Annotated in this window: 11 protein-coding genes; 7 read left to right on the forward strand and 4 right to left on the reverse strand. The window is 58.5% G+C overall.

The window, feature by feature from the left end; all coding sequences use genetic code 11:
• Positions 1-14: 14 nt before the first annotated feature.
• On the reverse strand, positions 15-674 hold the full coding sequence (locus NTD81_RS06275; protein WP_262180617.1) for an alpha/beta hydrolase: 660 nt from the start codon (positions 672-674) through the stop codon (positions 15-17).
• A gap of 454 nt (positions 675-1,128) precedes the next feature.
• Between NTD81_RS06275 and NTD81_RS06280 the strand changes: the two genes are divergently transcribed.
• The 5 genes from NTD81_RS06280 (at position 1,129) to NTD81_RS06300 (ending at position 6,762) form a co-directional block, all read left to right on the forward strand.
• Positions 1,129-2,157 carry an amino acid ABC transporter substrate-binding protein gene (locus NTD81_RS06280; protein ID WP_262180619.1) on the forward strand — a complete coding sequence of 343 codons (1,029 nt, stop codon included), beginning with the start codon at positions 1,129-1,131 and terminating at the stop codon, positions 2,155-2,157.
• Between the two features lie 99 nt (positions 2,158-2,256).
• Positions 2,257-3,441: an amino acid ABC transporter permease gene (locus NTD81_RS06285; protein WP_262180621.1), complete on the forward strand. Its 1,185-nt coding sequence runs from the start codon at positions 2,257-2,259 to the stop codon at positions 3,439-3,441.
• A 2-nt stretch (positions 3,442-3,443) separates the two neighbouring features.
• Positions 3,444-4,541, forward strand: a complete 1,098-nt coding sequence (locus NTD81_RS06290) for an amino acid ABC transporter permease (protein WP_262180623.1) — start codon at positions 3,444-3,446, stop codon at positions 4,539-4,541.
• A 9-nt stretch (positions 4,542-4,550) separates the two neighbouring features.
• On the forward strand, positions 4,551-5,312 hold the full coding sequence (locus tag NTD81_RS06295; protein WP_262180625.1) for an amino acid ABC transporter ATP-binding protein: 762 nt from the start codon (positions 4,551-4,553) through the stop codon (positions 5,310-5,312).
• 154 nt (positions 5,313-5,466) lie between these two features.
• Positions 5,467-6,762 carry an OprD family porin gene (locus tag NTD81_RS06300; protein ID WP_262180627.1) on the forward strand — a complete coding sequence of 432 codons (1,296 nt, stop codon included), beginning with the start codon at positions 5,467-5,469 and terminating at the stop codon, positions 6,760-6,762.
• Positions 6,763-6,850: 88 nt separating this feature from the next.
• On the opposite strand, the gene NTD81_RS06305 is transcribed toward NTD81_RS06300, so the two are convergent.
• From NTD81_RS06305 to NTD81_RS06315, 3 genes are all read right to left on the reverse strand, one after another.
• Positions 6,851-7,255, reverse strand: coding sequence for an META domain-containing protein (locus NTD81_RS06305; RefSeq protein ID WP_262180630.1), 405 nt, complete (start codon positions 7,253-7,255; stop codon positions 6,851-6,853).
• A gap of 13 nt (positions 7,256-7,268) precedes the next feature.
• Positions 7,269-7,703: a hypothetical protein gene (locus NTD81_RS06310; protein ID WP_262180631.1), complete on the reverse strand. Its 435-nt coding sequence runs from the start codon at positions 7,701-7,703 to the stop codon at positions 7,269-7,271.
• Between the two features lie 72 nt (positions 7,704-7,775).
• The gene (locus NTD81_RS06315; protein ID WP_262180633.1) at positions 7,776-10,520 is read right to left on the reverse strand and encodes a response regulator; all 2,745 of its coding nucleotides are present in this window, start codon (positions 10,518-10,520) and stop codon (positions 7,776-7,778) included.
• A gap of 116 nt (positions 10,521-10,636) precedes the next feature.
• On the opposite strand from NTD81_RS06315, the gene NTD81_RS06320 reads away from it, so the two are divergent.
• Both NTD81_RS06320 and NTD81_RS06325 read left to right on the forward strand, forming a co-directional pair.
• Positions 10,637-11,332 carry a response regulator transcription factor gene (locus tag NTD81_RS06320; RefSeq protein ID WP_410017116.1) on the forward strand — a complete coding sequence of 232 codons (696 nt, stop codon included), beginning with the start codon at positions 10,637-10,639 and terminating at the stop codon, positions 11,330-11,332.
• Positions 11,329-12,666 carry a histidine kinase sensor domain-containing protein gene (locus NTD81_RS06325; protein ID WP_315974675.1) on the forward strand — a complete coding sequence of 446 codons (1,338 nt, stop codon included), beginning with the start codon at positions 11,329-11,331 and terminating at the stop codon, positions 12,664-12,666. Before NTD81_RS06320 ends, NTD81_RS06325 begins: the two co-directional genes overlap by 4 nt.
• Positions 12,667-12,826: the final 160 nt, after the last annotated feature.

Raw genomic sequence — 12,826 nt, forward strand, 5'->3', positions numbered from 1 at the left:
ATTCATCCTGAAAATTATGGGTTAAGGCGTTGCTCCAACCACTGGGCGATGTCGGCGAGTTCTTCATTGACCACTTCGTGGCTCATTGGATAGTCGCGCCATTGCACCGGCACCCCGGCGGCTAACAGATAGTCATGGGCCGCGCGCCCCATGGCTGGCAATACCACATCGTCGAATGTGCCATGCAAACATAGTACGGGCAGTTGTCTTTTTGTATCTGCCAATTGCACTTCATCACTAAAGGTCGGGGCGTAGGTGGACAACGCCATCACTCCGCCTAAGGCGAATTGCCAGCGCAGGAAGGCGGTGTGCAGCACTACGGCGCCGCCTTGGGAGAAGCCGGCGAGGATAATTCGCGCGGGGTTGATGCCGCTGTCACGCTGCTGCTCAAGCAAGTCGATGACTTGTTGCGCCGAGGCGTCTAGTTGCTGGCGATTGATCGCCCGCGCTGGGCTCATGGCGAGGATGTCGTACCAGCTGGGCATGGCGTAACCGCCGTTGATGGTTACGGCTTGGGTCGGTGCTTGCGGCAGGATGAAGCGGGTGCTGTGCAGACGCTTTTGCAGCAACTGGGCGACGGGTAAAAAGTCGTAGCAGTCGGCGCCCAGGCCGTGCAGCCAAATCACACAGGCATCGGCGGTGACGCTGGGTTCAACAATCAGGGGGGCAGTCATGATGGCTCCGCAGTGGTGCAAAGGCGCGCTTAAGGCGCGCGAAAATGAATCCAGGGCCGCCGAGGAGCGGCCATTAAGGGGTGTGCAATTGGTCAGTTTTATCGGACAAAAGTCCAGATTGTGACCTGATCTGCTGACTGGTATGGGCTTTGCAGTAATGTCCAGATCACTGATGCAGTGGTGTTTGCCAGTCCTTCTCAATACTGCGCAAAAGCCTTTCAGCTGATGCTGCTTTTACCAACGTTTAAACAGGTTCGCTACAGGCTGCCGGCTGGCAGCAACTGTTCTGTGACTCGTCTCAAGCCCTCTAAAACTGGGCGCTACAGGTTGATGGCTGGGCCTTGGAGGGCCGACTAGACTCAAACCTTAGCTGTTGGCGCTGTGCTGCAATCCCCACAAGGGTAAAGCGCCGGCCGCGAGACTCCAAACACAACAAAAGCAACTGGAGGTTTTAATGAAAATGGTGAAATCCACATTGGCCATTCTGACGACTGCAGCAGCACTCAGTGTCAGCGGATTTGCCCAAGCTGGGGCAACCTTGGATGCGATTCAGAAAAAGGGCTTTGTACAGTGCGGGATCAGCGACGGTCTGCCGGGTTTTTCCTACGCAGATAAAGAAGGTAAGTATCTGGGCTTGGATGTGGATGTGTGCCGCGCTGTAGCCGCTGCGGTGTTTGGCGATGCGACTAAGGTTAAGTACAGCCCGCTGACCGCCAAAGAGCGCTTCACTGCGCTGCAGTCCGGGGAAATCGACATTCTGTCGCGTAACACCACCTGGACCAGCTCCCGCGATGCCGGTCTGGGCCTGAGCTTCACTGGCGTGACTTACTACGACGGGCAAGGCTTTCTGGTGAATAAAAAGCTCGGCGTCAGCAGTGCCAAAGAGCTGGATGGCGCCACGGTGTGCATCCAGGCCGGCACCACCACCGAACTCAATCTCTCCGACTACTTCCGCGCCAATGGCCTGAAGTACACCCCCATCACCTACGACACCAGCGATGAAAGCGCCAAATCAGTGGAAGCCGGACGTTGCGATGTGCTGACCTCGGACCAATCGCAGCTCTATGCCCAGCGCATCAAGCTGGCGGACCCGGATTCCTATGTGGTGCTGCCGGAAGTGATCTCCAAGGAGCCTCTGGGCCCGGTGGTCCGCCAAGGCGATGAGGAGTGGTTCGACGTGGTGCGCTGGTCGCTGTTCGCCATGCTTAACGCCGAAGAGTTGGGCGTGACTTCGGCCAACGTGCTGGAGCAAGCCAAGTCCACCAAAAACCCTGACGTAGCCCGTTTGCTCGGCTTAGAAGGTGAGTTTGGCAAGGATCTGAAGCTGCCTAAAGACTGGGCCGTGCAGATCATCAAGCAAGTGGGTAACTACTCGGAAAGCTTCGAGCGCAACGTCGGCGCTGGTAGCGAGTTGAAGATCGAGCGTGGCCTCAATGCCCTGTGGAACAAAGGTGGCCTGCAGTACGCACCGCCGGTGCGCTAAACCAGCCGTCGCTGGCTGGGCATAAGCACCAGCCAGCGTTGTTCTGACTCCCTAGCGCCACGGCTGGCTGATGCAGAGTGGCGTTTGCCGAGGGCCGTTATGCCAAGTTCTGCCAAGATTGCTCCAGCGCGGGCAAGGTTTTGGGCCGACCCACAAGTGCGCGCCTGGCTGTTTCAACTGCTGGCAGTGCTGGCGGTGGTCGCCTTGGGCTGGTTTCTGTTCGATAACACCCAAACTAATTTAGCCAAACGCGGGATCACCTCGGGCTTTGCCTTCTTAAATAACAGCGCCGGTTTTGGCATTGCCCAGCACCTGATTGATTACCAAGAGAGCAACAGCTACGGCCGGGTGTTCTTCGTCGGGTTACTCAACACCTTGCTGGTGTCGCTGATTGGCATCGTGTTGGCCACCGCGCTCGGCTTTGCCATCGGCGTGGCGCGCCTGTCGCCGAACTGGCTGCTGAATAAACTGGCCAGCGTCTATATCGAAATCTTCCGCAATATCCCGCCGCTGTTGCAGATCTTCTTTTGGTACTTCGCCGTGATGCTGGCGCTGCCGGGGCCGCGGCAAAGTCTGCAACTGAGCGAAGGGCTGTTTCTCAATAACCGTGGTCTCTACCTGCCGGCACTCAGTGCTGACGGCGGCTGGGCTGCGGGCCTCGGGGCTTTGTTGCTGGCACTGATCGGCGCGGTACTGCTTAGACGGTGGGCGCGCGCGCGCTTTGAGGCCAGCGGTAAAACCTTCCCGCTGTGGCCTTGCGTGGTGGCGTTAGTGCTGGGCTTGCCGGCGCTGGCCAGCGTGATCTTCGGCGCGCCGTTGAGTGTGAGCGTGCCGCAGTTGACCGGGTTTAATTTTCGCGGCGGCTGGGTGCTGATTCCGGAGCTCTTGGCCTTGCTGCTGGCGCTGAGTATCTACACCGCCGCGTTTATCGCCGAGATCGTCCGTTCCGGGATCAAGTCGGTCAACCACGGACAAACCGAGGCGGCCCGTTCGTTGGGTTTGGCTGCGGGCAAAACCCTGAGCCTGGTGATCATCCCCCAGGCGCTGCGGGTAATCATTCCGCCCCTGACCAGCCAGTACCTGAACCTGGTGAAGAACTCCTCGCTGGCGGCCGGTATCGGCTACCCCGATATGGTCTCGCTGTTTGCCGGCACGGTGCTCAATCAAACCGGCCAAGCCATCGAGGTGATCGCCATCACCATGAGCGTGTACCTGGCCATCAGTATCAGTATTTCCATGCTGATGAACGCCTATAACAAGCGCATTGCGCTGATCGAGCGTTAGCCATGCAGACCTACACATTCAAACCCGATATGCCGCCGCCACGCACCAGCGTAGGCACGCTGGCCTGGTTGCGCAGTAACCTGTTTAGCGGCTGGATGAATACGCTGCTGACCTGTTTGGCCGTCTACCTGTTGTGGCTGACCCTGCCACCGTTACTGCAGTGGGCCTTTATCGACGCCGACTGGCAGGGCACGAGCCGCGCCGATTGCACCAGTGGCGGCGCATGCTGGGTGTTTGTGCAGCAGCGCATCGGCCAGTTTATGTATGGTTTTTACCCCACTGAGCTGCGCTGGCGGGTGGATTTAACCCTGTGGCTGGCGGTGCTCGCCGTGGCGCCGCTGTTTGTCCCGCGGATGCCGCACAAGGTGCGCTATGCCTTGGCTTTGCTGGTGGCTTATCCATGTTTGGCTTACTGGCTGCTGCACGGTGGTTTTGGCGGTTTGACTGGGGTGCCGACCAGCCAGTGGGGCGGCCTTATGCTGACCTTGGTGATCGCCGCGGTGGGCATTGCTGGCGCCTTGCCCTTGGGCATTTTGCTGGCCCTGGGAAGACGTTCGCAGATGCCGGCGATACGGGTTATCTGCGTGACCTTTATCGAGTTCTGGCGCGGTGTGCCGCTGATTACCGTGCTGTTTATGTCCTCGGTGATGTTGCCGCTGTTCCTGCCCGAAGGCCTGAGCTTCGACAAATTGGTGCGCGCGCTGATTGGTGTGATTTTGTTCCAGAGCGCCTATATCGCCGAAGTGGTGCGTGGCGGCTTGCAGGCCATCCCCAAGGGCCAGTACGAGGCGGCTGCGGCCATGGGCCTGGGCTACTGGCGAATGATGGGCCTGGTGATTTTGCCGCAGGCGCTCAAGCTGGTGATCCCGGGCATCGTTAACACCTTTATTGCGCTGTTTAAGGACACCAGCCTGGTGATCATCATCGGTCTGTTCGACCTGCTCAACAGCATTAAACAAGCGTCTACCGATCCGGCTTGGCTGGGCATGGCCACTGAAGGCTATGTGTTTGCTGCGCTGATTTTCTGGCTGTTTTGCTTTGCCATGTCGCGCTACTCGCAGCACCTGGAGCGCAAGTTGGACACCGGCCATAAGCGTTAGGAGTAAACAATGAACCAACCCAACCCGAATACTGACGCGGCGCCGATCATTGAATTGCAAGGCGTGAATAAATGGTACGGCCAGTTCCATGTACTCAAGGACATCAACCTGAAGGTCAAGCCAGGTGAGCGTATTGTCCTGTGCGGCCCCTCAGGCTCGGGCAAGTCCACCACTATTCGCTGTATTAATCGCCTAGAAGAACATCAGCAAGGGCGCATCGTGGTCGATGGCACGGAGCTGACCAACGACCTAAAACATATTGAGGCGATTCGCAGTGAAGTGGGGATGGTCTTTCAGCACTTCAATTTGTTCCCGCATTTAACGGTATTGCAGAACTGCACCTTGGCGCCGATGTGGGTGCGCAAGATGCCTAAGCGCCAAGCCGAAGAAGTGGCCATGCACTACTTAGAGCGGGTGCGTATCCCAGAGCAGGCCAATAAGTTTCCCGGACAATTATCCGGTGGACAACAACAGCGGGTAGCCATTGCCCGCGCTTTGTGTATGAAGCCCAAGATAATGTTGTTCGATGAGCCAACTTCTGCACTTGATCCAGAAATGGTCAAAGAAGTACTGGATACCATGATAGGCTTGGCCCGGGACGGGATGACCATGCTCTGCGTTACCCACGAAATGGGCTTTGCCAGAACCGTCGCGAACCGCGTGATCTTTATGGACAAGGGCGAGATAGTGGAAGAGAACGAACCCAACGCGTTCTTTACCAGCCCGCAGAATGAGCGCACCAAGCTATTTCTAAGTCAGATCATCCACTGATGTAAAGCGCACTTCATTAGACGCTAAGTAGAAGAGAGAACTGGCCGCAGGCATAAAAATAAGCCGCACAGAGCCTGCTTTCTCTGTGATTCCGGTCGACCTGCTGGTTTATGTCGCTGTTAATCATTTACCACTGATAGCTAAGGAGTTTCACATGTTTAAAGCAAGGATAAGCGTGCTTGCGTTGGGGGTCTTGAGCGCCATGCAAGTAATGGCAGATGGACAAGCAGACTCCCAAGGTTTTATTGAAGATAGCCACCTGGATTTGTTTTTTCGTAACGCCTATATCAATCGTGATTATAAAGATGGCCGCCAGGACAAAGCCGAATGGGGGCAAATGGCTCAAGCCAACTTCGCTTCCGGCTTTACCCAAGGCACCGTGGGTGTTGGGGTAGATGCCTTTGGCCTGTACGCGATCCGTTTGGATGGCGGTAAAGGCCGTTCCGGCGCTGCGGGCATCGACTTCTTTGCCCAAGGCGATAGCGGCGAAGCCGTTGATCAAATTTCCAAAGTCGGCGGTGCGGTTAAATTCCGCGTATCTAACACTGTGCTCAAGTACGGTGACCAGATGCCAGAATTCCCGGTACTGAGCTACGACAACTCGCGTTTGTTGCCTGAGTACTACACCGGTACTTTGCTGACCTCGAAAGAAATCGAAGGCCTGGAGATTAACCTCGGGCGCTTTACTGGCGAGTCGCGTAAAAGTGCTAACTCTCGCGACAGCGGCCGCTTGAAGAGTTTGGATGTCTGGGGCCTGGCCTACCAGTTCACCGACAACTTCAAGGGTTCTTACTACGGCACCAATATCGAGGACGTACTGGATCGCCATTACGTCAACTTGAACTACGTGCTGGACCTGCATAACGAGCAGTCGCTGACCTTGGATTTCCAGGACTACTACAGCGAGTTCGATAACAGCTTCGGTACTGCGCTCAATGCCGGCACTGACGGCAGCAAGAGCACCCGCAACAATATTTGGAGTCTGGCGGCTACCTATGCCATCGGTGCCCATTCCTTCACTCTGGCGCACCAGCGCAGCACCGGTAACAGCGGCTACAACTACGGCGGTTATCAGAGCCAGGGTTGGGTCGGTGACGGCGGTACCTCGATCTGGCTGGCCAACTCCTACTGGTCCGACTTCAACGGCGAAGACGAGCGTTCCTGGCAAGTGGCCTACGCGGTGGACTTCGGCGAGTACGGCGTGCCGGGTTTGAACTTCCGCACCGCCTATGTGCGCGGTGACAACATCAACGACCGCTCCGGTCGTGGTGAAGGTACCGAGCGGGAAATCTTCAACCAAGTGCAATACGTAGTGCAGAGCGGTCCGGCTAAGGACCTTAACCTGCGCGTGCGCAGCTCCATCCTGCGGGTGTCGAATAACGCCAGCAACTACAACTCTTCGGGTAATGAACTGCGGTTAATCGTCGATTATCCGGTGAGCATTTTCTAAGTCTGTTGTGCTTAAACGACGCCGCCCAGCTGATGACTCAGCTGGGCGGCGTTTTTATTGCGCGTAAGTAATGCGGGCCGGGCACGCCTTAGCGATTTTCCGGCCACAGACGCAGGGGCTTACCTTGCTCGGGCCACAATTGCAGCTGTTCGGTGGCGGAGAAGTCCCAACGCACCACTTGGCTGAGGCTTTGCAAGAAGCGCGTTTCCTGCTCCATCAAGGCCGGGGCGCAGAGCTTGCGGGTGCTGCCGGGGGCAGCAAAACTCAGTTTATTGCCATCCAGCTGATAGCTGGTAAACCAGTGATTACAGCCGGCGTTGCCATAGGCGCGGCCATCCTCGCCTAAGGTGATGGTCAGGTGGCTGCGGTCAATTAAAGGCCGCTCCCCAATCCATTCCACTTGGTAGCTACGCTCGGTCTGCAACTGCGCTGTAGAGCTGGCGCAGCCAGTGAGGGCCAAAGCGGTTAAACCTGCAGCGGACAGTGCTTTCATAATCTCTCCAAGCTTAAGCGGCAGCGGCGCACGCCGGGCACAGATGCTTGCCTTGTTGCGAGCGCCAGCCCAACTCATTGATTCGCGCTTCAGCGGCAGGGGCTTGGGCTTTTTTGCCCAAGGCGCCGTCGACGGCAAATTCAAAGTCTAGCTGCTTGGCGCAACCGTCGCAGTTAACCTGCCAGTTGAAAATCGCCAGCTCTTTAAAGGCCGGGCCCGTGGCCACCGCCACCCACTGCCCGCGTGGGTTGATCAGATGCCGCACTTTGTCGGTATGCAGGCGCATGCACAGATCGCGGCTGCCTTTGAGTGTGACCAGCAGGACGTCGCCGTTTTGAATCGAGCCACCATTACCGGTGACCTGATAACGCCCGGGGGCGAGGGCGCGGCATTCAATTAGGGTGTGTTCCGGGTTTAGCAGGTTGTAGCGAAAATCGTGTTCAGCCATGGCTCCTCCAAATCAGCGCCAATCCTAGCACGGCCAGGCGTAATCAGCCTGGCGTGCTGGCGCCAATCAGAGCTACGCCTGGGTTTGGTCGATCAGGCGTTGGATCGCCTCGTCGAGGCCGTCCAGCGCTTGAGCCGAGGCGGGGTCGTTGTGCTTGAGCAGGGTTTCGCTGCGCTGACAGGCCGCACGTAACTGCGGCACCCCGCAATAACGGGTGGCGCCATGCAGGCGGTGCACCCGTTCGATCAGGCTATTACGCTCACCGGTGACGCGCGCTTGTTGAATCGCTTGGCGATCGTTGCTCAGGCCCGCCAGCAGCATATTCAGCATATCGGCGGCCAAGTCAGGCTTGCCCGCCGCTAGGCGCAAGCCTTCTTCAGCATCCAATACCTTGAGTTCGTTGTGCTGTGCGCCGCCGCTGGCGCTCTCCACAGCCTGATGGTGCAAGGCCAGGCCGGTCCATTTAAGGACGACCTGAGCCAGCTGTTTTTCGCTGATGGGCTTGGTCAGGTAGTCATCCATGCCGCTTTGCAGCAGGGCGCGTTTTTCGTTGGCCAAGGCGTGGGCGGTGAGGGCGACGATCGGCGTCTGGCTGTGGCCTCGTTCCAGCTCCAGCTGACGGATCTCTTCGGTGGCTTGGCGGCCATCCATGCCGGGCATCTGCACATCCATAAAGACCAGGTCGTAGGTCTTTTTCGCGGCCAGTTCCACGGCCTCGTAGCCGCTGTTGGCGATGCTGACCACCGCGCCCATGTCTTCGAGCAGGGTTTGCACCAGCAGCAGGTTGGCCGGGTTGTCGTCGACGCAGAGGATTTCCGGGGCGCGGCTCGGGTTATGGGCCGGCGTCGTGGCAATGACCAGTTGCGGGTTGATCAACTCGGCCAGGCCGCGTTGCAGTTTTAAGGTGCAGGCGGGTTTGGATTGCAGTTGTTTATGGGCGTCAGGCAGCAGGCCCTGGTAAAGCATTTGCTCAGTGGTGGGGCAGAGCAGCAGGACTTTGCAGTTGAGCTGCTCAAACTCCCAAATACGCTGGCTGAGTTGCTCCGGCGTCAGGGTTTGGCTGCTGACGCCGAGCACCGCCAGATCAATGGGCAGCGAGCTGTGCTGAGCTTGGGCAACGGCGGCCAACAACGGATCGAGATTGTCGAAGCCGCTGACTTGCAGGCCACAGTCTTCCAGTTGATGCAGCAGGGCTTGGCGGGCCAGTTCGTGGCTCTCCAGCAGCGCCGCGCGCCGGCCCATCAACGGCGGGCGCATCAGCTCGTCGCCGGTGTTGCGGGTCTTCGGCAGGCTAAGGCTGATCCAGAATTCCGAGCCTTCATTGGGCGTGCTTTCAACGCCAATCTCACCGCCCATTTGCTCGATCAAACGCTTGGAAATGACTAAGCCCAAGCCTGTGCCGCCGGCTTGCCGGCTAAGGGTGTTGTCGGCCTGACTAAAGGCCTGGAACAGCTCGCGCACGTCCTCATTGGACAGGCCAATGCCGGTGTCTTGCACGCTGATGCGCAGCTGCGCGCGATCGCTGCTCTCATCCTCAAGCATGGCGCGCATCACGATAGTGCCGGCGTGGGTGAACTTAATCGCGTTGCTGACCAGGTTGGTCAGCACCTGTTTCAGGCGCAGCGGATCACCCATCAGTGCCAACGGCGTATCGCGGTAGACCAAGCTGAGCAGCTCCAGCTGCTTCTCATGGGCGGCGGGGGCGAGGATGGTCAGGGTGTCCTGGAGCAAGTCGCGCAGGTTAAACGGCACGTTTTCCAGCACCAGTTTGCCGGCCTCGATCTTCGAGAAGTCGAGGATCTCGTTGATGATCGCCAGCAGGTTGTCGGCGGATTTTTCGATGGTGCCCAGATAGTCCTGCTGGCGCGGGGTCAGTTCGCTCTTTTGCAGCAGGTTGGTGAAACCGAGGATGCCATTGAGCGGCGTGCGGATCTCGTGGCTCATATTGGCGAGGAATTCGGACTTGATCCGGCTGGCCTCCAAGGCTTCTTTACGCGCCAGATCCAGCTCGATGTTCTGGATCTCGATGGTTTCGAGGTTCTGTCGCACGTCTTCGGTGGCTTGGTCGACGCTATGTTGCAGCTCGTCCTGGGCGTTTTGCAGGGATTCGGCCATGCGGTTGATGCCCGAGGCCAACTCATCCAGTTCATGGCTGCCCAATGGCGGCAGGCGGGTTTGCAGATTGCCATCTTTGAGCTGCGCCACGCTTTGCTTGATCAGGCGCAGTGGGTCGTTGATGGTACGGCTCAGGCGCACCGCCAAGAGGGCGGTGACGATCAGTCCGGCGCCGATCAGCAACAAACTGGTGAGCAAGCTGCGATAGCCACTGAGCTGAGTGCTCTGGTGCGACAGTTCCAGCTCAACCCAGCCGAGCAATTGGCTTTCGGTGTCGCTGGCCAGGGTGCCGGTGAAATTCAGGTGGCGCTGATAGACGGGCATCAAGAAGCGCGTATTGTCGCGGCTTTGCGTCTTCGAGGCTTGCGGGTTACGCGGTGGCGGCGGTGGGGTGAGCATGCGCGGCCCGGCATGAGCCAGGGGCTGCTGATCGCTGCTCAGGAAATTCACTGAGCGCACATCGCCTTGCTCCAAGGCTAATTCAGCGATGCGTTGCAGCACCTGAGCATCATTGGCCAGCAACGCCGGAGCGGCCAAAGGTGCCAATTGTTCGGTAATCATCTGCCCGCGCTGCAGCAGCTGGCTGTTCAAGCCCGATAGCTGCATCCACGTGAAGTAACCGCCTAATACCAACGCCAGCAGGCTAGTGGGCAGCAGGGTCAGCAGCAAGACCCGTCCTTTGATGCCTAGATCCTTGATCACACGAATGCTCCGCAAAAGTCAGGCCCCAGTGTAGCGGTTCACACCTTGAGAATCTTGTGGTGAGGTCACAGGAAAATACATATAGAATGCTTCGCATTTACTTCGGGAATAGAGTCTTGATTGCTAGTAGTTTGCAGGTAGCCCATATCCTTGTGGTCGAGGATGACCCTCTATTGGCCAGTCATTTACAGCGCAGCCTGCATGACGTGGGCTATCAAGTGACCCTCAGCCAGGATGGTCAGGAAGGATTGGACCTGGCCGCCCAAGGCAACTTTGATTTGGTCCTGCAGGACATCCTGCTGCCCAGCCTCAATGGTTTACAGGCGCTGCGCCAGTTACGCGAAAGTTGCCCGGTGCCGGTGATCTTGATGTCGGCGCTGGGCGATGAGCCGGATCGCATCGCCGGTTTTAGCCACGGCGCCGATGATTACCTGCCCAAGCCGTTCAGCATGGCTGAACTGCGCGTACGGGTAGCCGCGGTGCTGCGCCGAGTGGCTTATGAGCGCACGGAAGCGGCCAATGGTGATTTTGACCTGGACAGCCTTCGCAGTGATGTCTGTGTCGATGGTCAGTGGGCCGATCTCACCGGCACCGAATACCGCCTGTTCCAGGCCCTTAATGAGCATCAGGGCGAGGTGCTGAGCAAGGCCTTCCTCTACCAGCAAGTGTTGCACCGTGCCTATTCGCGCCACGACCGCAGCCTGGACATGCACATCAGTCACATCCGCCGTAAGTTGCAATTGGTCGGTTACAGCGCCGGGCGCCTAGAGACTGTATGGGGCAAAGGTTATCTGCTGACCAAGTTGTCATGAACCTGCCCAACCGCCATTCGTTACTGTGGAAGCTGGCCTTGATGCTGGCGCTGCTGGCCTTGTTGGTCGCCAGTTTGCACGCCGACTTGGGCGACCGTTTGGAGGAGAACCGGCAATACCTGACCAGCGCGGAGAAGCAGCAACTGCGTGAGTGGGCTCAAGCAGCCGAGTTGGCGTGGCGCAGTCGCGGGCGTAGCGGGGTGGATGATTTCCTTGCGCAACTGCGGGCCAAGGAGAACATCTGGGCGGCGGTGGTCGATGCGGAGCATGAGTCACTGTCCTCGCAGCGCCTGAATGACGCGGAACTGCTGCGATTGAATTTCTCCCGCCGCCTGGATGGCTCCTTAGGCCGGCCGGATCGCACCCCGGTTATCGAAATGCCCTTGGCGGATGCCGTCAGCTTTGTCGTCGAATTGCCCCAGCGTCTTGATCCGCGCCGCCACCGGCATTGGTGGGACTTGCTCCTGCAACGGGTGCTGCCGGCCTTGTTGGCAGTGCTCTTGGGCATCGTGCTGTACCGTGAATTGATTGGCCCGTTAATGATTTTGCAGCGCCAGGCGCAGGCGTTGAGTCGCGGTGATTTATCCGCCCGGGTCGGCGCCATTGGCCAGCGCCGCGATGAATTCGGTGGCCTGGCGCGGTCCTTCGACCAGATGGCGGAGCGTTTGGAGCGCATGGTGGTGTATCAGCGCCAGCTACTGCGCGATATGTCCCACGAGCTGCGTACGCCCTTGAGCCGCCTGCGCGTGGCGGCGGAGTGCGAGGACGCTGAGGAGCCGCTGCGCCAGCGCTTAGAGCAGGAGGTCGGCGGCATGGAGCAGTTGATCAGCGACACTCTGGATCTGGTCTGGCTCGACACCGAGCGCCGTACCCTGCCTTTGGAGGCGGTCAATGTCAGCCGCCTGTGGGATGTGCTACGCGAGAACGCCAGTTATGAAAGTGGCTGGCCCATCGAGCGCATGCCCTGCGAGCTGCCGGATGATTGCCAGGTGCTGGGCTATCTCAATGGCTTGGCGCAAGCCTTGGAAAATATCCTGCGTAACGCCATCCGCCATTCCCCGGCCAATGCCCGGGTGCGCTTAGCCGGGCAGCGCGAGGGTGATGACTGGGTACTGTGGGTCGAGGATCAAGGCCCTGGCGTGGCGGAGGAGGATCTGCAACGGATCTTCCAGCCCTTTACCCGGCTTAACGCCGCGCGCCCGGGTGGTGATGGCTATGGTCTGGGCTTGGCCATCGCACACAGCATGCTAGAGCAGCAGGGCGGCAAGTTGTGGGCGGAGAACGCATACCCGGGTTTGCGCATAAAGTTCAGGCTGAAAGTGTATATTTTGTAAATGAGATTTACTCTCAAACAAGTCTCAGTATCATCGCCGCCACTGTTCGGTGGCGTACGGTCGCGACATGGGTTGCTTAAGCAGACTGGTTCGCAGCGTCATCGGCGCCGCAGCGTGGGCTCTTCAAGAGCTTGCCAATCGCAAAATAACGAGCCAGTTA

This window comes from Pseudomonas sp. 5P_3.1_Bac2, from assembly GCF_025465995.1.
GTDB lineage: Bacteria > Pseudomonadota > Gammaproteobacteria > Pseudomonadales > Pseudomonadaceae > Aquipseudomonas.